This window comes from Deferrisoma sp. (genome assembly GCF_054681715.1).
In genome coordinates this window covers 1-24,243 of the sequence record NZ_BAAHFQ010000020.1, presented here as the reverse complement: position 1 = coordinate 24,243, position 24,243 = coordinate 1, and the positions used below count along the sequence as shown (strand labels likewise).

Below are 24,243 nucleotides of genomic sequence, written 5' to 3'. Positions count from 1 at the left end.
TTCCCGTGCCTGCCGCCCGGCACGCCGGCCTGGGGCGAACGGTGCGGCGGCGTTACTGAGCCCCCGCGTTCATCCGGTCGGCGAAGGTCTGGGCCGCGGCCCGCAGGGCCCGGAGGCCCCGGGGGATCGCCCGGGTAAACTCCTGGGCCGAGCCGCAGAAGGCCTCGGTCGTGGCCCAGACGTTGTCGTCCACCAGAAAGACCTTGGCCACCTTGGTGTCGGCGGTGGCGCGGGCCGCCGCTTCGACGGCGCGCCCCTTCTCCTCCGGGGTGCCAAGGGGCCAGAAGTTCGGAAAGACCATCTGGTAGAACTCCTCGTCTGAGGTGTCGAAGGTGAGGGCGAAGAGGAAACCGTCGGCCTTGAACGTGACCATGCCGTTGGGCGCCCGCTCCGGGCGGTACCCCTGCGCCTCCAGGTACGAGAAGCAGACCTCGGAGCGGTCTGGCTCCGGGGCGCTGTCGCGTCGTTTGCCGAACATGGGCAACGTCCTTTCGGCGCGTCCCGCCCGGCCCGACGGGGACGGGCGGGACGCGCCTTGCGGGTTACGAGAAGTCGAACCGCACGTAGGGGACGAACACGGCGTCCGGGTGCCGGAAGCTCACCCGGGAGGTGGACCCCCCTCCGGAGGTGTAGGCGTACACCCGAAGCTGCACCTCGGCCAGGACCCACCGTTCGGCCCCCACGGGTAGGGAGGCGCTGTAGATCGCCCCGGAACGGTCGATCCGGCCCGACCGGTTGATGTTTCCGCCCCCCAGGGCGAACACATCGCTCCTCACCGAGGCGGACCAGTAGTTCTGGTGGAGCCGCACCGACACGTCCACGTCCAGCTTGGCCGACTTCGAGTCGTACCAGTGGTCGTTGGCGTAGATCGTGTACCAGCCGCGGGTCGTGTAGGGCACCCAGGCGCGCACGTGCCCATTTCGCCGGGGCCACAGGGCGAAGAAGAGTTTGACGTAGGTGTTGACGTAGTTGTCGTCGGTGATGCCCCATCCGTCGCCCCGAGCGTTGGCGTAGGCGTACATCTTCCGGGCCGCAAGGCTGAACCCGCCGCTTCCCTGGGTCACGCCGCCCTCGTTGTGCCGGTACCAGGCCCACCAGCCGTGGTAGGGATTGAAGTCGTGGTAGTTCCCCGGGCCCGGGCCCACCACGGTCTCGGCCTCCACGAGCGATGAGGCGACCGCGATCTCCCGCATCAGGGGCGATTCGTCGGGTTCCCCCGAGGGGCCCAGCCGTTCCTCGGCCTCCGCGCACAGGGCGTCTACCGAGGCCACCTCGGTGCGGGCCTGGGCCTCCAGGTCGGCGGCCTTGAGCTTCAGCGCCGAGAGCACGTCGAGGACCTGGGCTTCTTTCTCTTTTCGGGCCGCCTTGGTGGCCAGGACGGCCGCCTCCTCTTCGGCGGTTTCCTGATCGGGCCCCAGGCGCGCCTCGGCCTCGAGCCATTCCGCACTCGGCAGTTCGTGGTGGCAGCAGGACATGGGTGTTCCTCCTTTGACCGGGTTCAGGCGACCACGAGTTCGACGCCCAGGGCGATGAGAACGTTGTGGATCGTGTTGTGGATGGTGATCCGGCTCGAGCCGGCGAACAGGAGCCCCACGGCCCTCCGGCCGGCCCGTTCGAGGAGCAGGGAGCCGGAGTCCCCCCCCTGGCTCATGTTGCTGGTGATGATCTGGTTGCGGAAGTAGGCGGTGCCCCTCGCGCCGTAGCCCACGGCCACGGTGGCGTCGATGCCGGTGACCCGGCCCGCGGTGGTGCCCGTGGTGCGGCCGGTTTTCACCACGGCCTGGCCCAGGGTCGCCTCGGCGGTTCCCGTGGGAAGCCCCAGCCCGTGGATCGGCCCGATCACGGCCCGCAGGTCCACCGGCAGGGCGAGGGCCGCGTCCACCAGGTTGTACCGATCGGGGGAGCCGAACCGGATGGGGACGAACCGGGCCAGGCGGGCCACGAGGTCCCGGGGGTACGCCCCGCCGTCGTGCCGGCCCGGCTGGAGCACCGGGTCGCCGGGGCTGGCCCCGTTGGAGTTCGCCAGCACGTGGTTGTTGCTCAGGATGTACGTCCGGCAGGGCGGGCACCGGTCCCGGACCAGGCACCCGAAGGTGCCGGCCGTGATCCGGTAGTGGCCCAGGCTGAACCCCGGGCGGCAGGGCCGGATGCGGGCCGTGTTGGCCAGGGCTTCGAGCCGCCCGGTCTCCACCACGTCGGTTTTGGTGCCGTCGCACTCCTGGGGCACCACGGCGTTGCGGGGAAGGTCCTTCTTCGGGAGCTTCTTCTCCACGTAGACCACCAGGGCAACGTCCTTGGTGGCCTTTCCCTTCACCTCCTTGAACCCGATCCCGACCCCCACCACGTTGGGGAGCCCGAGGAGTTCGGGTTCCCGCGCTTCCTTGGCGAGTTGCGCCTCCTGAACGGCCTGTGGGTCCACCCCTTCGCCTGCCATGACCACCTCCTCGGGCCTCGCCCGGTTCGGGAACTCCCCCGTGGGAGGGCAGCCAAGCCGGGCGGGGTCACGGCCGGGTCACGGGACGGTCACGGCGGGCTCACCGGGGCGGGAACGAACCGAACGGTTTGCGAAAAGGGCCGATCGGATAGGGCGGGGGTCAGGCCCGGTCGAGGAGCCGCTCCAGGCGTTCAAGGCACCGCTCCAGCCGTTCCACGGCGTCCTCGATGCGCCCGTCCTCCCGCTCCGCGGGGCCGGGCGAAGGGGTGACGCTCCGGGCGTCGGCCGCGAGACGGCGTGTCTCCTCTTCGGGCTCGGCTCCGAGTTCGCTGCGCAGCGCCTGCCGACACCGTTCGAACTGCCGCAGGGCGAGGGTTCGATGGCCGGCTTCGAGGTGGATCCGCATGACGTGGCGGTGCACGTCCTCCCGGAGGGGGTCTTCGTCGAGGAGACGGAGGGCCGCCTCGAGGGCCCGCTCGTACATCCCGTAGTAGGCGTGGAACCGGGCGAGGGTTTCGAGGACCTGGTGGTACCGCCGCCGCGCGTTCTCCCGGGGGAGGTCGATCCAGGGGGCGTCCCAGCCGGCGAGGAGGTCCCCGCGGTAGAGCCGGGTGCCCCGCTCGGCCCGGGCGGCGTCGTCGAAGGAAAGGGCGTGGAACGGTTCCCGGACGGAGGCGTGGGTGAGGTCGAGGAACTCGGCCAGGTCCAGCCGGTGGGCCCCGAGGTCGATGCCGACCTCACCGCCGCGGTGGACGACGCATTCCCCCCCGTCGTCCCCGAGGGCGGTCCGGAGGCGCCAGAGGGCCGTGCTGAGGCATCGGCGGGCCTGGGCGTCGGGAAGGCCGGACCACAGCGTGCCGGCTGCCACGCCCCAGGGTACCGACCGGCCCGCGCACAGGAGGTGCGCGAGCACGGTGGCGGCGCTGGCCGGGAGCCGCACCGGTTTGCCCCCGCCGCGCGGCTCCACCCGAAACTCCCCCAGCACCAGAAACCGAAACGCCTCCATCCTTCCCCTTCCCGCACACGGCCGGGGCCGAAATCGCAAGGGAGACCGCGCAGTAGTGTCAGTGACGGGTTCCCAGGTCCGGAACCCTAACCGCGCGGAGGAAAACGTCAAACGACCGGCCCCGGATTGGGCGATGGCAGGTTCCCAAAGAGCGACGGGGACAACGGCACGAAGGGGGGGCACGCGAGGGGCGAAAACCGTGCTCCCGCCCCCGTCGCGGCGCATCGAGCGGCCCCGGGCCGGCACCCCGACCGGGGAGCAGATTTGAGCGCGGCCGTCTCTCGGTCCGGGTCGGAAGGGGTGTGGGCGCCCCGGTACGGCGCAGTCCCAATCACCAGCGGCCTCGGGTCCCACAGCAAGCGGCCCCGCCCAGAACCCGGCACGGGGGACGGGGGCGCGGGGTGCCGGTAAGGGGGGCTTCGCCACCCGTCATCCCGCCGGCAGACGAGCCACCGGTTGTGCCTACCCCGCCCCCTGGTCGGTGGGGTAGCATGGCCGGACCGCACCGGCCGGGTGCCGGTGTGAGAGCGGCGCCGTGCAGGCGACAGAGGACGGGGGGTCCCTGCCATCTGTCCTCTGCATTTGGCCTCCTGAGCGGCCGCCCCCACGGGCTGGGACGGGCGATGGCGTCTGGATCGCGAAGGCTTTCAGCCGCCCGCCCGCCAAACAGCCCAACCGCCCCGCTGAAGGAACGGAACCAGACCGAGGACCGCAGACCGGAGACCGATTGTGTTCGGAAAAGGATTTCGCGCCTGCCTGCCCGTGGCCGCGAGCGTGGCCGCCTACGGGAGCGTGCTGGGGGTGCTGGCCGCCCAGAAGCAGCTTTCCTGGGGGCAGGTGCTGTGGATGGACCTCTTGGTGTTTGCCGGGTCGGCCCAGTTCGTCATGGTGGACCTGTGGGCCTGGCCCCCGGCCGCGGGCCCCATGGCCCTCGCCGTGGGGGTCATCAACGCCCGGTACCTCCTGATCGGGGCGACCCTCCGGCCCGTGTTTGAGGGGAGGGGCCTCCTGAGCAAGCTCTTTTTCATGCACTTCGTGGCCGACGAAAACTGGGCCGTCACCATGGCCGCCCACCGCCGGGGCGAAGCCGACGTGTGGCACCTTTGGGGCGGGGGGCTTTGCGTGATGGCGGCCTGGTGCCTGGGAACCCTGGCCGGGGTGGGCCTGGGGGCCGCGGTGCCCGACCCCGAGGCCTGGGCCCTGGATTTTGCGTTTACGGCCGTGTTCACGGCCCTGGCCGTGAGCCTGTGGCGCGGCGCGCGTCGCGACGGGCTGCCCTGGGCCGCGGCCGCGGGGGCCGCCTGCCTGGCGGAGCGGTGGCTTCCCGGCACCTGGTACGTGCTGGCCGGCGGGTTGGCCGGGGCCGTGGCGGCCGCCTTCGGCCCGGAGGACGAGCCGTGAGGGCGGAGGGATGGCTCGTTGCCGTGGGGGCGGCCGCGGCGGTGACGTACGGCCTTCGGGTGACGGGGCTTCTCCTCTCGGACCGCCTGCCGCGCGGGGGCCGGGTGCGCCGGGCCCTCGACGCGCTCCCGGGCGCGATCCTGATCTCGCTCGTGGCCCCCTCGGTGGGGCAGGCCGGGCCCTGGGGCCTGGGGGCGGCGGGGTTGACCGCGTGGGTGGCCCTGCGCACCCGAAACGTGTTCCTGGCCTTGATAGCGGGGATGGCCGTGGTGATCCTCCAGCGGAGGCTCGGGTGGTGAGCGGCAGGGGCACCCTGGCCCGGCCCCTGCCGGCCCTCCACGACCCCGAGGGGGACCGGGTGCCCGGGGACCTCCCCCCGGTCATCGACGCCCACGTCCACGTGTTCCCCGACCGGCTGTTTGCGGCCGTACGTTCGTGGTTCGACGTCCATGGGTGGCCGATCCGGCATCGCCTCACCGCCGCCGACGCCGTGCGGTTTCTCCTCGACCGGGGGGTGGCGCACCTCGTTCTCCTCCAGTACGCCCACCGCCCGGGCATCGCCCGGGAGTTGAACCGGTTCCTGGCCGAGTTGGTGCGGCGGGAGCCGCGGGCCACGGGGCTCGCCACGGTGTTCCCGGGCGAGCGCGGGGCCCGGGAGATCCTAGAAGAGGCGGTGGATCTAGGGCTCCGGGGGGTGAAGCTCCACGCCCACGTCCAGGGGGTTCCGGCGGACGCCGCCGCCACCTTCGAGGTCGCCGCGTTTTGCGCCGAGCGGGGCTTGCCGCTCGTGGCCCATTTCGGCCGGGAGCCCCGGAGCCCGGCGTACCCCATGGATCCCCATCTTATCTGCTCGGCCGACCGGACCCGGCGGCTCCTGGAGGCGTTCCCGGGGCTCAAGCTGGTGGTGCCCCACCTGGGGGCCGACGAGTTCGAGGCCCACGCGGAGCTCCTGGAGGCGTTCGATCACGTGTGGCTCGACACGACCATGATGCTCGCGGGGTACTTCCCGGGGCTCCCGGTGCCGGCCTTTACGCGGTTTCGGCCCGATCGGATCCTCTTCGGCACCGATTTCCCCAATCTCCCCTACGCCTGGGACCGAGAACTCCGGCGCCTGCGGGCTCTCGGACTCCCGCCGGAAACCCTGGAGCGGATCCTCCACCGAAACGCCCGGGAGGTGTTCGGGATCGCCGCGTGACCCCCGCCGGTCAGACGGCCGGCCTCCCGTCTTCCCCAAGCCAGTCCCGGTAGAAGCTCATGTATTTGAAGGCGCCGTCGGGCACGATGGCCACGCCGAGACCCTCTTCAACCCGCGCCTTCTCCCGGGCGGCCCACAGCACGGCCCCGGCCGAGGGGCCCACCAGCAAGCTCTCGGTGCGGGCGATCTCGATGGCCGTGTGGTAGGCGGGTCCGTCGGGCACGGTGGTGGTCTCGTCCACCACCGAGGGATCGAGGATCTCCGGTTGCTTCGATTCCTCGAAGTTCTTGAGCCCCGGCAGCCGGTGCCCCTTCTGGGGCTGGATCGCCACGATCCGCACATCGGGGTTTCGTTCCTTCAGATACCGTCCCACCCCTGTGATCGTGCCGCAGGTGCCGTACCCGGCGAAGAAGTGGGTGATCCTCCCCTCGGTCTGCTCCCAGATCTCGGGGCCGGTGGTTTCGTAGTGGGCCCGCACGTTGTCCGGGTTCTCGTACTGGTTGGGCATGACGTATTCGTCCCGGGTGCGGGGCCCCTCGGCGATGCTCTTCGCCAGTGCGATCGCCCCGTCCTTGGGGTGGTTGATCGGGCACAGGTCGTCGGGGGTGGGCCAGACCTCGGCACCCAGGAGCCGGAGCACGGTGAGCTTTTCCTCCGGCAGGGCGCTCGGCACCGTGATGGTCGCCTGCACCCCGAGCAGGTTCGCCAGGGCCACCAGCGCAATGCCGGTATTCCCCGACGTAGGCTCCACCAGTTTTTTCCCCTCCGGCAACTCCCCGCGCTCCCGAAGCCCCTTGAGCAGGTAGGCCGCCGTGCGGTCCTTCACGGACCCGAAGGGGTTCATGAACTCGAGCTTTCCGTAGAGCGCCATCGGGGCATCGCCCGCGAACCGCGCCAGGCGCACCAGCGGGGTCGGGTTCTGGGGGTTCGCCACCAGTTCGGCAATGCTCTCGTACACGCGCTTCGAGGTGCCCATGGGATGATCTCCATCTGATAGGGGCAAATTTTCCAAATATATTGGAGCACTGCAGTGGTCAAGTCAAGTAAGCTTAAAGCCGCACTGTTGTGCAACAATAGAGGCGGCCTTCTCGGCCCACCCCGAACGGGAGGACGTTGATTCCTAACCGTCAAACTCCCTCTTGACAGGGGCTTGGGTCTGGCTAGACTGCGCCCCACGCAGGGGATGTGTGGGTAAGGGGAGAAGGCCGATGGCGATTCTAGAGATCTCGGTGGTTCCGATCGGCACGGTCGGCCCGAGCCTGAGCCGCCACCTAGCCGCGGTCGCGAAGGAACTCGAGCGAAGCGGCCTGCGTTATGAGATCCATCCCATGGGCACCGTGGTGGAGGGTCCGTTGGACGAACTGTTGGCGCTGGCCCGGCGGATGCACGAGGCCGGGTTTTCCTCCGGGGTGTCCCGGGTGCTCACCCGGATCGCCATTGACGACCGCAGGGACAGGGAACGGCCCATGGAGGCGAAGGTGGAAAGCCTCAAGCGGGCAGCGCGGGAGGCGGGGCCGTGATTCGCCTCAAGATCCCCGGGGCGGAATCCCTCGAGCTCCGCTCCGTGCTCGCGGATTTCAACGGCACCCTGGCTGTGGACGGTCGGATCTCTGCCGGGGTGCGAAAGCGCCTCGAGGCGCTGGCGGCGAAGGTCCGGATGGTCGTGGCCACGGCCGACACGTTCGGCACGGTGGGGGCCGAGATCGCGCTCCCCGGGGTGGAGGTCCGGACGCTCACGGCGGGGTTCCAGTCGGCCCAGAAGGAGAAGATCCTGGAGCAGTTGGGGCCCGAGGCCACGGTGGCCATCGGCAACGGGGTGAACGACCACCGCATGGTGGCCCGGGCCGCCCTGGGGATCGTGGTGCTCGGCCCCGAGGGCGCCGCCTGGGACACCCTTCGCCGGGCCCGGGTGGTGGTGCCGTCGGCCGAGGACGCCCTGGACCTCCTCCTGGAGCCCAGGCGGTTGGTGGCGACCCTCCGGGACTGAGGCGGCCTCGCCCATCGCGGTTTCACCACGGAGGGCACGGAGGACGCGGAGACCCTCACGTTTGGGCGCGAGAGCGCGGAGGACCCGATGGATCCAGCGGTACGGCAGGCGTCGCTGTGGGAGAAGGTGGAGGGCGAGGCGGGGCACGTGCGGTGTCGGCTATGTTGCCACCGGTGCCGCATCGCGCCAGACCGCCGGGGCCTCTGCGGGGTACGCGAAAACCGGGGCGGAACCCTCTTCACCTTGGTCTACGGCCGGCTCGTGGCCGCCAACGTGGATCCCATCGAGAAAAAGCCCCTCTTCCACGTGGCGCCCGGGAGCCTTTCGTACTCAATCGCAACGGCCGGGTGCAATTTCCGGTGCCTCCACTGCCAGAATTACTCCATCAGCCAGGCGCCCCGGGAAGGTGGGGCGATCCCCGGCCGGTACATGCCGGCCGAGGCGGTGGTCCGGGAGGCGGTGGCGTCGGGGTGCGGCTCCATCGCGTACACATACACCGAGCCCACGATCTTCTTCGAATACGCCCGCGACTGCATGGCGCTGGCCCGCGGGCAGGGGCTCCTCAACGTGTTCGTGACCAACGGGTACATGACCCCGGAGTGCCTCGACGCCGCGGACGGGCTCCTCGACGCCGCGAACGTGGACCTGAAGTCCATGTCGGACCAGTTTTACCGCACGGTGTGCGGGGCCCGGCTCCATCCGGTTCTCGACACGATCCGGGAGCTTGCCCGGCGGGGGGTGTGGGTGGAGGTCACCACTCTGGTGATCCCGGGCCGCAACGACGCCGAGGCGGAACTCCGGGAGGCGGCCCGGTTCCTCGCGGGCGTGAGCCGCGAGATCCCGTGGCACGTGACCGGGTTTTTCCCCACCTACAAGCTGACCGACGCGCTCCCGACGCCGGCCTCCACGCTGCTCAGGGCCTGGGAGATCGGCCGGGAGGAGGGGCTTCGGTTCGTGTACACGGGCAACCGCCCGGGTCGGGGAGGGGAGGACACGGTGTGCCCGTCGTGCGGGGAGATCGTCGTGGGACGCCTCGGGTATGCGCTTACCCGGCAGAACCTGACCGGTGACGGCCGGTGCGGGTCGTGCGGGGCGCGGATCCCGGGCCTCAACATGGGAGGTGGTCCATGAAGTACAACCGCATCTTGGTGCCGCTCGACGGAAGCGAGTTGGCCGAGAAGGCCCTGGACGAGGCCCTTCCGTTGGCCCGACAGGCGGGGGGCGAGGTGGTCCTCGTGGGGGTGCTCGACCTTACGGCGGGCATGTACGACGTGTACGCCGAGGCCTTCAACCCGGTGGACCTGCGAGCCCAGCTGGAAAAGTTCCTGGAGGCCGCCCTCGACCGGGCGCGGGCGCGGGCCGAGGCCGAGGGGGTGACGGCCCGGCGGTTCCTGCGGGTGGGGGTGCCCCACGAGGAGATCGTGAATCTGGCCCGGGAGGAGGGCGCCGACCTCATCGTGATGACCACCCATGGCCGAAGGGGATTGACCCACCTGCTCTTGGGAAGCGTCACGGAACGGGTGATCCGCACGAGCCCCTGCCCGGTGCTGGTGGTGCGGCCTGGTGTGGGGGAGTCGGCGGGTGGGTGATCGGGTGCCGCGGCATCCAAGGGCTCCAGGGAGGCGGTTTTGGGTTGACAGCGGCCGACGCGTGGTATAAAAGACAAAAAAGGTTATCAATATGATCATCACCCGAGCCACCGAGTACTCGATCCGGGCGGCCCTCTACCTGGCGGAGAAATACCCGGCCCAGGTGGTGTCGAAGCAGGAGATCTGCGAGGCCGAGGGCATCACCCCCGCGTTTTTGACCAAAATCCTCCAACCGCTGATCCACGCGGGCCTGGTGCGGTCGAAGCGAGGCGTTTCGGGAGGGTTTGCCCTGGCAAAGGATCCCGCACGGCTCACGCTGCTCGATGTGATGGAGGCGGCCGAGGAGCCCATGCTGCTGAACGTCTGCCTCATGGAAAACCACCCCTGCGAGCGGGAGTGCACCTGCCCGGTGCACGAGATGTGGGCCGAGGCCAAGGAGAAGCTCTCCGAGATCTTCTCCCGCCGGACCTTGGCCGAGTTGGTGGAGGAGCGAAAGCGATTGCGCGCCCGGGCGGGCGAGTGCACGTAGTGGGAGGAAACGAGCCCGTGGGGCGCGCCGGGTGTCCAGCCCGCCCCCCGGGTGACCAGCCGCGTTCCGCCCCTCCGGGGCCCCGGGGCGGGCCGGTTGGGCTTCAACCGAGTGGGCATTTCCTAAGGGAGGAGAGCCGAACATGAGACGCTTTGCGATGGGACTGTGCGTCGTGGCTGCGGTGGCCATGGCCTCCGTGGCGGCGGCGGACGACGACGTGACCCAGAAGCATCCGTTTTTCCCGAGCCTGTTGAACACGACCACGGGGAAGCCGGTGAAATCGACCGACTTTTACCCCCCGTCGAAGTGCAAAGGGTGCCACGCCGAGATCTACGACCAGTGGAAGGGCTCCATGCACTCCAACGCCTACCGGGACCCGGTGTTCCAGGCCCTCTGGAAGCTGGCGAACAAGGAGACCGGGGGCCTCACCGACAAGCTGTGCGTCGGGTGTCACACGGCCGTGGGCACGGTGAGCGAGGAGGTCCGGATGGGCGAGGACGGCGAGTTCCACGTGAGCGAGATTGCCGAAGAGGGTGTCCAGTGCCATCTGTGCCACAGCGTGGTGGACACCCGGATGAACGAGACCCCCACCAACATGCCCCAGAACGCGAGCATCGTGGTCGACCCGGGGCTCGTGATGCGGGGTCCTTACAAGGACGCTAAGCCCATGTGGCACAAGGCCGAGTACTCGGAACTCCACACCAAGGCCGAGTTCTGCGGGAACTGCCACAACGTGTTCCACCCGCTCAACAACTTCCACATCGAGAACACCTATAATGAGTGGAAGTTCTCGGTGTACGCCCAGAAGGGTATCGTGTGCCAGGACTGCCACATGATGCCCGTGGAGAAGGCCATCGAGGTGGCCCGCACCCTGGAAAAGCCCAAGAACCCGGGCAAGGCCTCACCCATGGGGCCCGACCGGGACAATGTGTTCACCCACGAGTTCGTGGGCGGGAACTTCACGGTCACCGCGCTCCTCGGAGCGGACAAGCACGCCGAGATCGCGAAAAAGCGCCTCCAGAGCGCGGCCGAGCTCGAGCTCAAGCTGCCCGAGGAGGCCGACGACGGCGACATCGCCCGGATCACGGTGCGCGTCCACAACGTCGGCGCGGGCCACAACCTACCCACGAGCCTCACCGAGGTGCGGGAGATGTGGCTCGACGTCAAGGTCACCGACGCGACCGGCCGGGAGCTCTACCGCTCCGGCGCCCTGGACAAGGACTACAACCTCACCGAGGGTACGGTGAAGTTCTACACCCCCGCCGTGGACGAGAAAGGGAACTACACGGTGAAGCCTTGGGAGGTCGTGCGGTTCAATTACAACTCGACGATTCCGCCTAAGGGGTACGCGGATCGGGAGTTCGCATTCCTGGTTCCGGACGACGCCAAGGGCCCCCTGAAGGTGGAGGTGAAGCTCCGATACCGGTCGTTCCCCCAAGCCCTGGCGAATCAGCTTCTGGGGGAGAACGCCCCGATCCTCCCCATCGTAGACATGGCCAAGGCCGAAGGCGTGGTCCCGGTGGACTGAGCGCGGTGACGTGATTCTTGGTTGATTCCAGCCGGGGCGGATGGGCACGCAGGCCTGTCCGCCCCGGTTTCGTTTGGCGGTCGCCGCTTTCCCGGTTTGGCCGGTTTCTGCTACCCTGCCGCCGCCATGACCGCGCGACCCGACGAAGCCCGCCGCCTCCACGCGATCCTCGACGCCCTGGAACGGGCCTACCCGGACGTGCGGCCGAGCCTCAACCACCGGTCGCCGTGGGAGCTCCTGGCGGCCACGATCCTGTCGGCCCAGTGCTCCGACGCCCAGGTGAACCGGGTGACGCCGGAGCTGTTCTGCAGATACCCCGGCCCGCAGGACCTGGCCCGGGCCGAGCCGGCGGAGGTGGAGCCCCTGATCCGGTCCATCGGGCTCTTCCGGGGCAAGGCCCGAAACCTGGTGGCCACGGCCCGGGCCCTGGTGGAACGCCACGGCGGCGAGGTGCCGGCCGACCGGGCGGCCTTGGAGGCCCTGCCCGGGGTGGGGCGGAAGACCGCGTCGGTCGTGCTGGCCCAGGCGTTCGGGGTCCCGGCGTTCCCGGTGGACACCCACGTGGGCCGGGTGTGCCACCGCCTGGGGTTTGCACCCCGGCCCGAGCCCCGGATGGTGGAGGAGGCGGTGACCCCGCTCCTGCCGCCCGGGCGCTGGAACCTGGCTCACCTGCTTCTTATCCGCCACGGCCGCGAGGTGTGTCACGCCCGCCGGCCCGCGTGCAACCGCTGTCCGGTAGCGAGGTGGTGCCCATGGCCGCACCGAGCGAAGCCCTGACCCGCATGGACCGCCGGGTCCAGTTGCGCCTCGAGGCGATCCGCCGTCTCATGCGCAAGGGCGCGGTGGCCAACCTCCGGCGGATCGTCGAGAAGACCCACCCGGCCGACCTCGCGGCCATCTTCCAGGAGCTCAACGACCTGGAGCAGGGCCGGCTGTTCCAGATCCTGGTGCAGGCGGGCCTGGCCGGCGACGTCCTGAGCGAGATGTCGCCCGACGTGCTCCAGGACCTCGTGGAGAGCCTGAGCGACGAGGAGTTGGCCGAGATCCTGGCCAGCATGGACGCCGACGACGCCGCCGACCTCCTGGCCCTACTGCCAGAAGAACGCCGGTCCGGGATTCTCGCGGCCATGAACCTCGAGGACTCCGAGGACATCGGAAAGCTCCTCGGCTACCCCGAGGACTCGGCCGGCGGCATCATGACCTCGTCCTTTTTCGCCCTGGGCGAGGGGGTCACCGTGGAGGAGGCCATTCGGGCGATCCAGGGGGCCGAGGAGGCCGAGACCGTCTTCTACGTCTACGTGGTGGACGACGAGGGCCGGCTCGTGGGGGTCGTGAGCCTGCGGCAGCTCATCACCTCGCCGCCCACGGCGACGCTGCGGCAGATCATGGCCACCGACGTGATCAAGGTGGACGTGCACACCGACCAGGAGCAGGTTGCCCGGCTGGTGGCCAAGTACGACCTCCTGGCGATCCCGGTCGTGGACGAGGCCGAGCGCCTGGTCGGGATCATCACGGTGGACGACGTGATCGACGTCCTGCGGGAGGAGGCCACCGAGGACGTGTTCAAGATGGCCGGTACGAGCCAGGAGGAGCTCGTGTACGGCAACCAGGTGCTCCCGATCGTGCGGATCCGGATGCCTTGGCTCGTGATCAACCTGTTCGGGGGCATCCTCACCGGGACGATCCTGTGGTGGTTCCGGGCCACGGTGGAGGAGATCATCGCGCTCGTCTCCTTCGTGCCGGTCATCACGGCCATGGGCGGAAACGTGGGCACCCAGAGCTCCTCGATCCTCGTGCGGGCCTTTGCCACCGGCCGGGTGGACTTCCAGAACCTGGGGGCCCACCTGTGGAAGGAGGTCCGGGTGGGGCTCGTTTTGGGGCTCGTCTGCGGGCTCCTCGTGGGGGCGGTGGCCTTCGCCTGGCACAAGAACGCGTTCCTGGGGGTGGTGGTGGCCGTGTCCATGGTGGCGGCCATGACCGTGGCGGCCACCATGGGGACGCTCGCCCCCGCCCTGTTCCGTAAGCTCGAGATCGACCCGGCCGTGGCCTCGGGCCCGTTTGTGACCACCGCCAACGACATCACCGGCATTCTGATCTATCTGGGCACCGCCACCGCGCTCCTCAAGTTCCTGCCCCACGTCCGATGACCCCCCGCCGCACCGAGGCCTTCGTGCTCCGGGTCCGCCCCCTGGGCGAGGCCGACCGGGTCGCCGACCTCCTCACCGCCGATCTGGGCCGCGTGGCCGTGGTGGCCAAGGGGGCCCGGCGCTCGCGCAAGCGGTTCGGCGGGCTCTTGGATTACTTCGTGCGGCTCCGGGCCACCCTCCGGCCCGGCCGGGGGGAGCTGTGGCGCCTGGAAGACGTGGAGCTCGTCCGGGATTACGGCGCGGTGGCCCGGGATCTCGGAACCCACGCCGTGGCGGCCCACGTGCTCGAGGTGGCCTGGCTGGGCACCTGCGAGGCCGACCCGGACCGGGCCGTGTTCCGGTTGGTGGATGCGGCCCTCGCCGCCCTGGCGGCCGGGGCGGAGCCCGGGAGCCTGCGCCGGGTGTTCCAGGCCCGGATGCTCCAGGCCCTCGGGTGGGCCCCTTTCGGGGCCTGCCCGGGGTGCGGGGGGCGGATCGGGGAAGGCGGCGGCGTCCGCGACGGGGCCGTGTGGTGCCGGAGCTGCGGCGGGCCCGAAGCGGCCCCCCTGTCGGCGGGGGCGCTCCGCACCTTGGAGGCGGCGGCCTCGGCGCCGCTCCCCAAGCTGGGCTCTGTTCGGTTCACCCGGGCGGCCGCGGCCGAACTCGGGCCGTTTCTGGACGCGGCGCTCACCCGGGCCCTCGGTGCACGACCCCGCACGCTCGAACGCGATTGACCGGGTTTTCCCGGGTCTGCTAACGTATTCGCCCCTTTTTCCGGTAGAGAAAACAAAGGTTTTTGCAGTCAAACCCGTCGCCGGGCGTCCCGGCGACCCGCAAGGAGGACATTCAAGGTGAGCGCAACCGATCTCAAGGGAAGCTGGGCCCTGATCCTGGGGGCGTCGAGCGGGTTCGGGGCCGCCACGGCCCGGGCCCTGGCCCGGAAGGGCATGAACATCGCCGGGGTGCATCTGGACCGGAAGGCCACCCTGCCCCAGGTGGAGGCCCTGGTCAACGAGCTCGAGGCCACGGGCGCGCGGGTGCGGTTCTTCAACGTGAACGCCGCCGACGCCGAGAAGCGGCGGGAGGTGCTCGATGCGCTCGCGGCCGAGTGCGGCGACGGTCCCAAGGTTCGGGTGCTCCTGCACAGCCTGGCCTTCGGCGCCCTTCGGCCCTTCGTGGGAGATCCAAGCGAGACCGTGACCCAGGCCCAGATGGAGATGACCCTGGACGTCATGGCCCACAGCCTTGTGTACTGGACCCAGGACCTGGTGGCCCGGGGCCTCTTCGATCGGGGCGGCCGCATCTTCGCCATGACGAGCTCCGGCGGCCAGCGGGTCTGGGCGTATTACGGCGCGGTGTCGGCGGCCAAGGCGGCGCTGGAGAGCCACATCCGCCAGCTCGCCCTGGAGCTCGCCCCCCGCGGGATCACCGCCAACGCGATCCGCGCCGGGGTGACCGACACGCCGGCGCTTCGGAAGATCCCGGGGCACCAGCAGATGGTGGAGGTGGCGAAGTCGCGAAACCCCATGGGCCGGCTGACCACCCCGGAGGACGTGGCCGAGGCCATCGCGCTGCTGGCCGAGCCGGCCAGCTACTGGCTCACGGGCAACGTGATCGGCGTGGACGGGGGGGAGGACATTACCGGCTAGGCGGCTGGGAGGCTGGGACGCTAGGACGCTAGGACGCTAGGACGCTGGGACGTTAGGACGCACACCTCTTGCGATGCCACAGAGGGCAGGTGCCGAGACTCCCTGTCCTCTGTCCTCTGACCCCTGACCCCTGACCCCTGGCACGGTCCGCGTTCCCGCATCGGGACCTGAACCCGGCCGTTCCCCGGACACTCGGAGGGCCCCGCCGGGGCCTCTAAGGGCTCCCAAGGAGGATCCGATATGACGTTCCAAGAGGTCATCTTGCGGCTCGAGCGGTACTGGGCCGCCCAGGGGTGCCTGATTGCCCAGCCCTACGACATCGAGGTGGGCGCCGGCACCATGAACCCCCACACGTTCCTGCGCTGCCTCGGGCCCGAGCCCTGGTACGTGGCCTATGTGGAGCCGAGCCGCCGGCCCACCGACGGCCGATACGGCGAGAACCCCAACCGGCTCCAGCACTACTACCAGTACCAGGTGATCCTGAAGCCCTCCCCCCAGGACGTGCTCGAGCGCTATATCGGGAGCCTCAAGGCGCTCGGGATCGATCCCCTCGACCACGATATCCGGTTCGTGGAGGACGACTGGGAGAGCCCGACCCTGGGCGCCTGGGGCTTGGGGTGGGAGGTGTGGCTCGACGGCATGGAGATCACCCAGTTCACCTACTTCCAACAGGCCGGCGGCATCGACTGCCGGCCTGTGTCGGCCGAGATAACCTACGGTATCGAGCGGATCGCCATGTACCTGCAGGGGGTCGATAGCGTGTTCGACCTGGTGTGGGTCGACGGGGTCACCTACGGCGACGTGCACCACCGGGGCGAGGTGGAGGGCAGCACGTACAACTTCGAGGAGGCCGACGTGCCGATGCTGTTTGAGCTCTTCGACCGATACGAGGCCGAGGCCCGGCGCATCATCGAGAAGGGGCTCGTGCTGCCCGCCTACGACTACACCCTCAAGTGCTCCCACACCTTCAACCTCTTGGACGCCCGGGGCGCCATCAGCGTGACCGAGCGGACCCGGTTCATCGGCCGGGTGCGCGACCTGGCCCGCCGGGTGGCCGAGGCCTACGTGGCCCAGCGCGAGGCCCTGGGGTGGCCGCTCCGGGGCAAATTCGAGCTGCGACCGGCCGGGGAGGTGACGACATGAGCGCGACCCGGGAGTTCCTGCTGGAGGTCGGGACCGAGGAGATCCCGGCCGGGTTCCTGCCGCCGGCCCGGGCCCAGTTGGCCGAGGCTGCCCGCAGGGGGCTCGCGGCTGCGCGGATCGGGTTCAGGGAGGCCCGGGCCCTGGGCACCCCCCGGCGGCTCGTGCTCCACGTGACCGGGGTGGCCGAGCGCCAGGCCGACGCCGTGGAGGAGAAGGTCGGGCCCCCGGTCTCGGCCGCCTTCGACGCCGAGGGCCGGCCCACCCGGGCGGCCGAGGGGTTCGCCCGCTCCAACGGGGTGGCCGTGGAGGATCTTCTGCGGGTCGAGACCGAGAAGGGCTGGTACGTGGCGGTGCGCCGGGAGCTCAAGGGCCGGCCCACGGCCGAGGTCCTGGCCGAACTTGTGCCCGGATGGCTCACGGGGCTCCAGTTCCCCAAGACCATGCGGTGGGGCGCGGGGGAGATGGCCTTTGCCCGGCCCGTCCACTGGGTGGTGGCCCTTTTCGGGGACGAGGTGGTGGAGTTCGAGTTCGCGGGCGCGCGCTCGGGCCGCCAGAGCCGGGGGCACCGGTTCCACCACCCCGACGCCGTCGACGTGATGGACGCCGAGGATTACTTCCGGAAGATGCGCGACGCCTGGGTCGTGGTGGATCCGGCCGAGCGCCGGGAGTTGATCCGGGAGGGAATCGCTGCGGCGGCGCGGAGGGTGGGGGGCGAGCCCCTGGCCGACGACGACCTCCTCACCACCGTGGTGGATCTGGTGGAGTACCCGGTGCCCGTGGTCGGCAGTTTCGAGGAGCGCTACCTGGAGCTCCCCCGGGAGCTCCTCATCCTCACCATGAAGCACCACCAGAAGTACTTCGCCGTGGTGGACGGGGAGGGACGGCTTCTGAACCACTTCGTGGCCGTGTCGAACACCCGGGCCCGGGATCTGGCGGTGGTGGCCCGGGGGAACGAACGGGTCTTGCGGGCCCGGCTGGCGGACGCGCGGTTCTTCTTCGACGAGGACCAGAAAAAATCCCTGGAGGAGCACGCCGAGGGCCTCAAGAAGGTGGTGTTCCAGGCGAAGCTCGGCACGAGCTTCGAGAAGGTGGAGCGGTTCCGGGCCATCGCGGCCCGGATCGCGGAAAGGGTCTGCCCGGAACGCGCGGCCGTGGTGGACCGGATCGCCCGGCTGGCCAAGGCCGACCTGGAGACCCAGATGGTCTACGAGTTTCCCGAGCTCCAGGGCATTGTGGGCCGGGAGTACGCCCTGCGGGCCGGGGAGGACCCGGTGGTGGCCCGGGGCATCGAGGAGCACTACTGGCCGGTCCAGGCCGGGGGCCCGGTGCCCACGACCGACGAGGCGGCCTGCGTGAGTCTGGCCGACAAGATCGACACCATCGTGGGCTGCTTCGGGGTGGGGCTCATCCCCACCGGCGGGGCCGACCCCTACGCGCTGCGGCGCCAGACCCTGGGGATCCTGCGGATCCTCCTGGAGCGGGGGCTGCGGATTCCCCTGGGCTGGCTCGTGGACCAGGCCCTCGAGGGGCTCTCGGACCGGCTCACCCGGCCGGCCGACGAGGTGAGGGCCGACGTGCTCTCGTTCTTCCGGGTGCGGCTGGAGGGGCTTCTCACGCAGCAGGGCCTCGATGCCGATCTGGTGGGGGCGGTGCTCGACCGGGGGTTCGACGATGTGCTCGACGCCGCGGCCCGGGCCAACGCCCTCCAGGCGGCCCGCCGGGACGGCCGGCTCGACCCCCTGGCCGAGACCTTCAAACGGGTGGGCAACATCCTGAAGGGCCAGACCCCCGGGGAGGTGCGGCCCGAGGCGTTCGCCGCCGAGGCCGAGGAGGCCCTGTGGCAGGCCTACCAGGCCGTGGCCCGGCAGATGGAGGAGGCCGCGGCCCGGGGCGCCTACGACGAGTTCCTGGACGGGGCGGCCCCGCTGAAGGCCGCCGTGGACCGGTTCTTCGACGAGGTGCTGGTGATGGACCCCGACCCGGCGGTCCGGGCGAACCGCCTGGCCCTCCTGGGCGCGGTGTCGGCCCTCCTCAATCGGGTCGCGGAGTTCGGGAGGATCGGGTAGGGGGCCGGGAGGCTGGGCGGTCAAAGACCGTTGGTCGCAGGTCGTTGGTCGTTGCGGTTCGTTCCTTACGACCCGCGACGAACGACCTGCGGTAGTGGTCCGGTTCGTACGTCGGCGCATCGGAACGTTATCGCGAACACTCAGGAGGACACCATGGGAAAGTACGTGTACACCTTTGGGGCCGGCCGTGCCGAGGGCCGGGCCGACATGAAGGAGCTTCTGGGCGGCAAGGGGGCCAACCTGGCCGAGATGTGCCACCTGGGGATCCCGGTGCCGGCGGGGTTCACCATCACCACCGAGGTGTGCACGCACTACTACGTCCACGGCCGCACCTACCCCGAGGGGCTGCGGGACGAAGTGGACGCGGCCCTTGCGTTCATGGCCGAGGTCATGGGGTCCCGGTTCGGCGACCCGGAGAACCCCCTGCTCGTCAGCGTGCGAAGTGGGGCGCGCCAGTCCATGCCCGGCATGATGGAGACCGTGCTGAACGTCGGCCTGTGCTCGGCCACGATCCCGGGCATGGTGAAAAAGACGGGTAACGAGCGGTTCGTGTACGACTCGTACCGCCGGCTCATCATGATGTACGCCGACGTCGTCATGGAGAAGGCGGCCGGCATCGAGCCCGCCGACGGCGAGGGCATCCGGCTCCAGCTCGAGCACATGATGGAGGCGCGAAAGCGCGAGAAGGGGGTCCAGAACGACACGGACCTCACGGCCGAGGACCTCAAGGCGCTTTGCGACGCGTTTCGCCGGCGGGTCGAGGAGGTGCTCGGCAAGCCCTTCCCCGACGACCCGATGGAGCAGCTCTGGGGAGCCATCGGCGCTGTGTTCCAGAGCTGGAACGGCAAGCGCGCCGTCCAGTACCGCCGGATCGAGGGCATCCCCGACGAGTGGGGCACGGCCGTGAACGTCCAGTCCATGGTGTTTGGGAACATGGGCGACCGCAGCGCCACGGGCGTGGCGTTCACCCGCAACCCGGCCACCGGGGAGAACGCCTTCTACGGCGAGTGGCTCCCCAACGCCCAGGGCGAGGACGTGGTGGCCGGCATCCGCACCCCCTACGCGATCAACGAGGCGAGCAAGAACGACGCGAACCGCCACCTGCCCACCCTCGAGGAGGTCATGCCAGAGGCCTATGCCGAGCTCCTCGACGTGCGCGACCGGCTCGAGCGCCACTACCGGGACATGCAGGACATCGAGTTCACCATCCAGGAGGGCCGGGTGTGGCTCCTCCAGACCCGCACCGGCAAGCGAAACGGCCCGGCCGCGGTGCGCATGGCCGTGGATATGGTGGAAGAGGGCCTGATCGACAAGGCCGAGGCCGTGCGGCGGGTCAAGCCCTCGCAGCTCGACGAACTGCTGCACCCCATGGTGGATCCCGAGGCCGAAAAATCGGCGAAGCCCTTGGCCCAGGGGCTTCCGGCCGGGCCCGGCGGGGCGGTGGGCCGGATCGTGCTCACGCCCGAGAAAGCCGAGGAGCGGGCCGCGGCCGGGGAGAAGGTGATCCTGGTGCGCACCGAGACGAGCCCCGAGGACGTCCACGGCATGCACGCGGCCGAGGCCATCGTCACGGCCAAGGGCGGCATGACCTCCCACGCGGCCCTGGTGGCCCGGGGCTGGGGCAAGACCTGCGTGGTGGGCTGCGGGGCCCTCGAGATCGACCCGGGGGCCGGCACCGTGACCGTGGGCGACACCGTTCTCCGGGAGGGGGACGTGCTCACGGTGAACGGCACCAAGGGCCTCCTGTACGTGGGGGAACTCCCCCTCATCGTGATCGACCCCGAGCGCAACGAGTGGCTCGCCAAGTTCCTCGGGTACTGCGACGAGCTGCGGCGGCTGGGGGTGCGCACCAACGCCGACCGGCCCGAGGACGCGGCCCAGGCCCGGCGGTTCGGCGCCGAGGGCATCGGGCTGTGCCGCACCGAGCACATGTTCTTCGGCGACGAGCGCATCCGGGCCATGCGGGAGATGATCCTGGCCGAAACCCCCGAGGAGCGGGCCCGGGCCTTGGCGAAGCTCCTGCCCTACCAGAAGGAGGACTTCAAGGGCATCTTCCGGGCCATGGACGGGCTCCCTGTGACCGTGCGGCTCCTGGACCCGCCGCTCCACGAGTTCGTGCCCCACGAGGAGGCCCAGATCCGGGAACTGGCCGAGTCCATGGGCAAGGATCCTGAGGCCGTGCGGGCCCGGGTGGAGCAGCTACGGGAGATGAACCCCATGCTCGGGCACCGGGGCTGCCGGCTCGGCATCAGCTACCCCGAGATCACCCGCATGCAAGCCCGGGCGATCCTCGAGGCGGCGGCCGAGTTGCGCAAGGAGGGGGTGGACGCCCGGCCCGAGATCATGGTGCCGCTTGTGGGCCACGTGGCCGAGCTCCAGGACCAGAAGCGGATCGTCCTGGAGGTGGCCGAGGAGGTGAAGCGGGAGACCGGCGTCGAGGACCTGCCGTTTCTCGTGGGCACCATGGTGGAGGTGCCCCGGGCGGCGCTTACGGCCGACGAGATCGCGCGCGAGGCCGAGTTTTTCAGCTTCGGCACCAACGACCTCACCCAGATGACCTGCGGGTTCAGCCGCGACGACGCCGGCTCGTTCCTGCCCCTCTACGTGGAGCGGGGCATCTACGAGAAGGACCCGTTCCAGAGCATCGACCAGGCGGGGGTGGGGCAGCTCGTGGCCCTGGGCACCCAGAGGGGCCGGGAGGCCCGGCCGGGCCTCAAGGTGGGAGTGTGCGGCGAGCACGGGGGCGACCCCGACTCCATCGCCTTCTTCCACCGGGTGGGGCTCGATTACGTCTCCTGCAGCCCGTTCCGGGTGCCCATCGCTCGGCTCGCCGCGGCCCAGGCCGCCGTGGCCGACAAGGACTGATGCGAACGCTCCTGGGGCTTCTGGTGGGGGCGGCCCTTGGGGCCGCCCCCGCGTGGGCCGCGCCCGGCGGGGTGGCCCACGTGACCCTGGCCTCGGGCCTGGCCCAGACCCCGTCCCGGGGGTGCGGGGCCTGCCACAGCCCCGAGTTCTCCCTGTGGATCCGCCACCCCCACAGCCATTTCCTCATCGACCCTGCGCGTGATCCCCGGCTCGTGAAGGCCCGGTGGGGCAAGCGGGTGACGGGCTGGATCGAGCACGTCGAGGGGAGGTTCCGGCGCGACGAGGTGGCCCTCGCCTACGGGGTGCTCCAGATCCAAGTGTACTTCCGGAGGGACGACGACGGCCACCGGCTCCTCCCGGCCCAGTGGAACCTGGAGGCGCGGCGCTGGGAGCCCCTGTCGCCGAGCCTCCGGCGGGTGGTCGAAACCGGGCTCACCTGGGAGGACGGGTGCGCCGGGTGCCACACCACCGGGTACGATCCGACCACCCGCACGTTCCCCGAGGCCAACACCGGGTGCCAGGCCTGCCACGGCGACGGGGCGGCCCACGCCGATACGGGCGGCCGGGAGCCGGTGCTCCGGCCCTCGGCGCTTCCGGCGCTGGAGCGGTCGGCACTCTGCGGGGCCTGCCACAGCCGGGGCGAGAGCCCCGACGGCCGCTACCCGTTCCCCGTGGGGTTTCGGGCCGGCGAGCGGCTGGAGAAGGCGTTTCGCCTCCACCGGCCCGCCCCCGACCGGAACACCGAGTACTTCTGGCGGGGCGGGGTGGAACGGCTACCGTTCATGGAGTACCAGGGGTTCGTGGAGAGCCGTCACGCCGCGGCAGGGCTTTCGTGCACCACTTGCCATCTACCCCACGGGTCCGACTACCGCCACAGCCTGCGGCGCCGCAGCGAGGACATCTGCGGCGGGTGCCACGACAGGGCCGAGGTGCGGCTGGTGAAGGCCCACGCGAAACACCCCGACGACGAGGCCGGGTGCATCGACTGTCACATGGCGATCACGAACCCCGACCGGGGCGCCTACCGGGTGCGCACCCACAGCCTCAAGGTCTGGGTTGCCGACGACGTGGAACGCGGTACGGTGCTCTCGTCGTGCACGAGCGCGTGCCACAGGGGCGAAACGGGGGCGTGGGCGCGACGAACCCTGGAGGAGTGGAGGAAGCCGTGACCGAGCCGGGGGGCGAGACGATCCTGGTGGTGGACGACGACCCGTCGATCCTGCCGCTCGTGGAGGCCGCCCTCGGGGACTCGGGGCTTCGGTTCGCGGCGGCCGAAGACGGGGAGCGGGCGCTTGCGTTTCTGGACGAGGGCGGCGCACCCGACGTCATCGTGCTCGACTGGATGATGCCCCGGCTCGACGGGCTGGGGTTTCTCCGGCGGTTCCGGGACCGCCCCGGGGCCGACCGGGTGCCGGTGCTCCTCCTCACCGGCCGCAAGGAGGCCGACCATGTGGCCGAGGGGCTCGAGGCGGGGGCCAACGACTACCTGGTGAAGCCCTTTGACCTCATGGAGCTCCGGGCCCGGGTGCGGGCGGCCCTTCGGCTCCGGCGGGTGTTCCGGGAGCTCGAGGCCGTGCGGGCGGCCCAGGTGGAACAGGAGCGGCTCCGGGCCGTGCTGGAGACGGCCGGCGCGGTGGCCCACGCCCTGAACCAGCCGCTGACCGCCGTGGGCCTCAAGGTGGAGACCCTGCTCGAACGGGTGGACGACGGAGCCCTCCGGGAGGACCTGGCGTTCGTCCATCGGGGGGTGCGCCGGATCTCCCAGGCCGTGGCGAAGATCCGGCGGCTCGCCGTGTACCGGACGGTGCGTTACCTGGACGGCGTGGACATCGTGGGCCTGGAGGGGGAGGAGGACGAGGGCGGGTGAGCCGAACGGACGCGGCATCAATCCCCTGGGAAGAGCTTCTCGACCGCCTGAGCCACGAGTTCAAGACCCCGCTGGTGTCCATCAAGGGCCACGCGGAGCTCCTCCTGGACCGGGCCCCGGGAGGGCTCGACCCGGCGGCTCGGGAGTGGGCCCGCCGGATCGCGGCCTCGGCGAACCGGCTCACCGCGCTCCTGCGAAAGCTCTCGGCCGAGGCCCATACCCGGGAGCCCTGGACCTACCTGCCCCGCCCCGTGCGCCCCGCCGACTGGATCGACTCGTGTCTGGCCGAGGCCCGCGCCCTCGCGGCCGTCCGGAACCTAGAGTGGCGGGCGGCCGTGCCCGAAGACCTCCCCGCCGTGGGCCTCGACCCCGAGGCCGGCCGGGACGCCCTCCTGGAACTCCTGCAGAACGCGGCCCGGGCCACTCCCGACGGCGGAACGGTCACGGTTTCGGCCGCGGCCGAGGAACGGGCGGGTAGGGCCGGCGTGCGGGTCACCGTGGAGGACACCGGGGTGGGGCTTCCCGAAGGGGAAGGGGCCGAGCGGTGCTTCGAGCGGTTCGTGACCCTGACGCCCCTCCACGCCCACCACAGCGGGGAGTTCGAGTTCGGCGCGGCCGGGCTGGGGCTGGGGCTCCCCATGGTCCGGGGCATCGCCCGGGCCCACGGCGGCGAGGCCTGGGCCGAGGGGCGGGGCCGCGACCCCGAGGTGCTGCCCGGCGCGCGGGTGCACCTGTGGCTCCCGGCGGCCGCTCCGGAGGGCGCCGAGGCCGCCGTGGCGGAAGGCCGGGTGCTCGTGATCGAGGCCGACCCCCAGGCCCGGCAGGTGCTCGCCCAGGGGCTCGGGCCCGGCTACGAGG

Annotated in this window: 24 protein-coding genes; 19 read left to right on the top strand and 5 right to left on the bottom strand. The window is 70.6% G+C overall.

What is annotated here, in order from left to right; genetic code table 11:
* Nucleotides 1-52: 52 nt before the first annotated feature.
* From ACY0I8_RS05200 to ACY0I8_RS05185, 4 genes are all read right to left on the bottom strand, one after another.
* Entirely contained in the window at nucleotides 53-478 is a 426-nt protein-coding gene (locus ACY0I8_RS05200; RefSeq protein WP_459941281.1) for a hypothetical protein, read from the bottom strand.
* Nucleotides 479-542: 64 nt separating this feature from the next.
* The gene (locus tag ACY0I8_RS05195; RefSeq protein ID WP_459941280.1) at nucleotides 543-1,475 is read right to left on the bottom strand and encodes a hypothetical protein; all 933 of its coding nucleotides are present in this window, start codon (nucleotides 1,473-1,475) and stop codon (nucleotides 543-545) included.
* A 23-nt stretch (nucleotides 1,476-1,498) separates the two neighbouring features.
* Nucleotides 1,499-2,434 carry a chymotrypsin family serine protease gene (locus ACY0I8_RS05190; RefSeq protein ID WP_459941279.1) on the bottom strand — a complete coding sequence of 312 codons (936 nt, stop codon included), beginning with the start codon at nucleotides 2,432-2,434 and terminating at the stop codon, nucleotides 1,499-1,501.
* 160 nt (nucleotides 2,435-2,594) lie between these two features.
* The gene (locus ACY0I8_RS05185; RefSeq protein ID WP_459941278.1) at nucleotides 2,595-3,440 is read right to left on the bottom strand and encodes an AfsR/SARP family transcriptional regulator; all 846 of its coding nucleotides are present in this window, start codon (nucleotides 3,438-3,440) and stop codon (nucleotides 2,595-2,597) included.
* Nucleotides 3,441-4,169: 729 nt separating this feature from the next.
* Here ACY0I8_RS05185 and ACY0I8_RS05180 point away from each other — a divergent pair.
* The 3 genes from ACY0I8_RS05180 to ACY0I8_RS05170 are packed head-to-tail and all read left to right on the top strand — an operon-like array spanning nucleotide 4,170 to nucleotide 6,036.
* Nucleotides 4,170-4,841 (top strand): AzlC family ABC transporter permease, encoded by a 672-nt coding sequence (locus tag ACY0I8_RS05180; protein WP_461393895.1) that lies wholly within the window; start codon nucleotides 4,170-4,172, stop codon nucleotides 4,839-4,841.
* Complete coding sequence (locus ACY0I8_RS05175) at nucleotides 4,838-5,140, top strand: AzlD family protein (protein ID WP_461393894.1); 303 nt, start codon at nucleotides 4,838-4,840, stop codon at nucleotides 5,138-5,140. Before ACY0I8_RS05180 ends, ACY0I8_RS05175 begins: the two co-directional genes overlap by 4 nt.
* Nucleotides 5,134-6,036, top strand: a complete 903-nt coding sequence (locus ACY0I8_RS05170; protein WP_461393893.1) for an amidohydrolase family protein — start codon at nucleotides 5,134-5,136, stop codon at nucleotides 6,034-6,036. The genes ACY0I8_RS05175 and ACY0I8_RS05170 overlap by 7 nt, the downstream gene beginning before the upstream one ends.
* 10 nt (nucleotides 6,037-6,046) lie before the next feature.
* Here the strand turns inward: ACY0I8_RS05170 and ACY0I8_RS05165 are convergent, their stop codons facing one another.
* Entirely contained in the window at nucleotides 6,047-7,012 is a 966-nt protein-coding gene (locus tag ACY0I8_RS05165; protein ID WP_461393892.1) for a PLP-dependent cysteine synthase family protein, read from the bottom strand.
* A 232-nt stretch (nucleotides 7,013-7,244) separates the two neighbouring features.
* Here ACY0I8_RS05165 and ACY0I8_RS05160 point away from each other — a divergent pair, with 232 nt between their 5' ends.
* From ACY0I8_RS05160 to ACY0I8_RS05085, 16 genes are all read left to right on the top strand, one after another.
* Nucleotides 7,245-7,556 carry an MTH1187 family thiamine-binding protein gene (locus ACY0I8_RS05160; protein WP_461393891.1) on the top strand — a complete coding sequence of 104 codons (312 nt, stop codon included), beginning with the start codon at nucleotides 7,245-7,247 and terminating at the stop codon, nucleotides 7,554-7,556.
* Nucleotides 7,553-8,023 (top strand): HAD family hydrolase, encoded by a 471-nt coding sequence (locus ACY0I8_RS05155; RefSeq protein ID WP_461393890.1) that lies wholly within the window; start codon nucleotides 7,553-7,555, stop codon nucleotides 8,021-8,023. The genes ACY0I8_RS05160 and ACY0I8_RS05155 overlap by 4 nt, the downstream gene beginning before the upstream one ends.
* A gap of 87 nt (nucleotides 8,024-8,110) precedes the next feature.
* Nucleotides 8,111-9,154, top strand: coding sequence for an AmmeMemoRadiSam system radical SAM enzyme (gene amrS, locus ACY0I8_RS05150; protein ID WP_461393889.1), 1,044 nt, complete (start codon nucleotides 8,111-8,113; stop codon nucleotides 9,152-9,154).
* Nucleotides 9,151-9,612 (top strand): universal stress protein, encoded by a 462-nt coding sequence (locus tag ACY0I8_RS05145; protein WP_461393888.1) that lies wholly within the window; start codon nucleotides 9,151-9,153, stop codon nucleotides 9,610-9,612. Before amrS ends, ACY0I8_RS05145 begins: the two co-directional genes overlap by 4 nt.
* Before the next feature lie 91 nt (nucleotides 9,613-9,703).
* Complete coding sequence (locus ACY0I8_RS05140) at nucleotides 9,704-10,141, top strand: RrF2 family transcriptional regulator (RefSeq protein WP_461393887.1); 438 nt, start codon at nucleotides 9,704-9,706, stop codon at nucleotides 10,139-10,141.
* Nucleotides 10,142-10,283: 142 nt separating this feature from the next.
* Nucleotides 10,284-11,669, top strand: coding sequence for a multiheme c-type cytochrome (locus ACY0I8_RS05135; RefSeq protein ID WP_461393886.1), 1,386 nt, complete (start codon nucleotides 10,284-10,286; stop codon nucleotides 11,667-11,669).
* 126 nt (nucleotides 11,670-11,795) lie between these two features.
* On the top strand, nucleotides 11,796-12,446 hold the full coding sequence (nth, locus tag ACY0I8_RS05130; RefSeq protein WP_461393885.1) for an endonuclease III: 651 nt from the start codon (nucleotides 11,796-11,798) through the stop codon (nucleotides 12,444-12,446).
* Nucleotides 12,422-13,816 (top strand): magnesium transporter, encoded by a 1,395-nt coding sequence (gene mgtE / locus ACY0I8_RS05125; protein ID WP_461393884.1) that lies wholly within the window; start codon nucleotides 12,422-12,424, stop codon nucleotides 13,814-13,816. The genes nth and mgtE overlap by 25 nt, the downstream gene beginning before the upstream one ends.
* Nucleotides 13,813-14,529 (top strand): DNA repair protein RecO, encoded by a 717-nt coding sequence (gene recO / locus ACY0I8_RS05120; RefSeq protein WP_461393883.1) that lies wholly within the window; start codon nucleotides 13,813-13,815, stop codon nucleotides 14,527-14,529. The genes mgtE and recO overlap by 4 nt, the downstream gene beginning before the upstream one ends.
* A 117-nt stretch (nucleotides 14,530-14,646) precedes the next feature.
* On the top strand, nucleotides 14,647-15,444 hold the full coding sequence (locus ACY0I8_RS05115; RefSeq protein WP_461393882.1) for an enoyl-ACP reductase FabI: 798 nt from the start codon (nucleotides 14,647-14,649) through the stop codon (nucleotides 15,442-15,444).
* A 240-nt stretch (nucleotides 15,445-15,684) separates the two neighbouring features.
* Nucleotides 15,685-16,587 carry a glycine--tRNA ligase subunit alpha gene (gene glyQ, locus ACY0I8_RS05110; RefSeq protein ID WP_461393881.1) on the top strand — a complete coding sequence of 301 codons (903 nt, stop codon included), beginning with the start codon at nucleotides 15,685-15,687 and terminating at the stop codon, nucleotides 16,585-16,587.
* The gene (glyS, locus tag ACY0I8_RS05105) at nucleotides 16,584-18,653 is read left to right on the top strand and encodes a glycine--tRNA ligase subunit beta (RefSeq protein WP_461393880.1); all 2,070 of its coding nucleotides are present in this window, start codon (nucleotides 16,584-16,586) and stop codon (nucleotides 18,651-18,653) included. Before glyQ ends, glyS begins: the two co-directional genes overlap by 4 nt.
* Nucleotides 18,654-18,806: 153 nt before the next feature.
* Nucleotides 18,807-21,518, top strand: coding sequence for a pyruvate, phosphate dikinase (ppdK, locus tag ACY0I8_RS05100; protein ID WP_461393879.1), 2,712 nt, complete (start codon nucleotides 18,807-18,809; stop codon nucleotides 21,516-21,518).
* Nucleotides 21,518-22,687, top strand: a complete 1,170-nt coding sequence (locus ACY0I8_RS05095; protein WP_461393878.1) for a cytochrome c3 family protein — start codon at nucleotides 21,518-21,520, stop codon at nucleotides 22,685-22,687. The genes ppdK and ACY0I8_RS05095 overlap by 1 nt, the downstream gene beginning before the upstream one ends.
* Nucleotides 22,684-23,385, top strand: a complete 702-nt coding sequence (locus tag ACY0I8_RS05090; RefSeq protein ID WP_461393877.1) for a response regulator — start codon at nucleotides 22,684-22,686, stop codon at nucleotides 23,383-23,385. The genes ACY0I8_RS05095 and ACY0I8_RS05090 overlap by 4 nt, the downstream gene beginning before the upstream one ends.
* Nucleotides 23,382-24,243, top strand: an 862-nt coding sequence (locus ACY0I8_RS05085; protein ID WP_461393876.1) for a sensor histidine kinase, incomplete at its 3' end; no start/stop codon positions are given. The genes ACY0I8_RS05090 and ACY0I8_RS05085, both read left to right, overlap by 4 nt.

Bases quoted from the DNA above. Each gene is read 5' to 3' on its own strand.
- ACY0I8_RS05165 (WP_461393892.1), bottom strand. From the start codon at position 7,012: ATGGGCACCTCGAAGCGCGTGTACGAGAGCATTGCCGAACTGGTGGCG.
- ACY0I8_RS05185 (WP_459941278.1), bottom strand. From the start codon at position 3,440: ATGGAGGCGTTTCGGTTTCTGGTGCTGGGGGAGTTTCGGGTGGAGCCG.
- recO (WP_461393883.1), top strand. From the start codon at position 13,813: ATGACCCCCCGCCGCACCGAGGCCTTCGTGCTCCGGGTCCGCCCCCTG.
- ACY0I8_RS05195 (WP_459941280.1), bottom strand. From the start codon at position 1,475: ATGTCCTGCTGCCACCACGAACTGCCGAGTGCGGAATGGCTCGAGGCC.
- ppdK (WP_461393879.1), top strand. From the start codon at position 18,807: ATGGGAAAGTACGTGTACACCTTTGGGGCCGGCCGTGCCGAGGGCCGG.
- mgtE (WP_461393884.1), top strand. From the start codon at position 12,422: ATGGCCGCACCGAGCGAAGCCCTGACCCGCATGGACCGCCGGGTCCAG.
- ACY0I8_RS05160 (WP_461393891.1), top strand. From the start codon at position 7,245: ATGGCGATTCTAGAGATCTCGGTGGTTCCGATCGGCACGGTCGGCCCG.
- glyQ (WP_461393881.1), top strand. From the start codon at position 15,685: ATGACGTTCCAAGAGGTCATCTTGCGGCTCGAGCGGTACTGGGCCGCC.
- ACY0I8_RS05200 (WP_459941281.1), bottom strand. From the start codon at position 478: ATGTTCGGCAAACGACGCGACAGCGCCCCGGAGCCAGACCGCTCCGAG.
- ACY0I8_RS05095 (WP_461393878.1), top strand. From the start codon at position 21,518: ATGCGAACGCTCCTGGGGCTTCTGGTGGGGGCGGCCCTTGGGGCCGCC.
- ACY0I8_RS05190 (WP_459941279.1), bottom strand. From the start codon at position 2,434: ATGGCAGGCGAAGGGGTGGACCCACAGGCCGTTCAGGAGGCGCAACTC.
- amrS (WP_461393889.1), top strand. From the start codon at position 8,111: ATGGATCCAGCGGTACGGCAGGCGTCGCTGTGGGAGAAGGTGGAGGGC.
- ACY0I8_RS05135 (WP_461393886.1), top strand. From the start codon at position 10,284: ATGAGACGCTTTGCGATGGGACTGTGCGTCGTGGCTGCGGTGGCCATG.
- ACY0I8_RS05140 (WP_461393887.1), top strand. From the start codon at position 9,704: ATGATCATCACCCGAGCCACCGAGTACTCGATCCGGGCGGCCCTCTAC.
- ACY0I8_RS05145 (WP_461393888.1), top strand. From the start codon at position 9,151: ATGAAGTACAACCGCATCTTGGTGCCGCTCGACGGAAGCGAGTTGGCC.
- nth (WP_461393885.1), top strand. From the start codon at position 11,796: ATGACCGCGCGACCCGACGAAGCCCGCCGCCTCCACGCGATCCTCGAC.
- glyS (WP_461393880.1), top strand. From the start codon at position 16,584: ATGAGCGCGACCCGGGAGTTCCTGCTGGAGGTCGGGACCGAGGAGATC.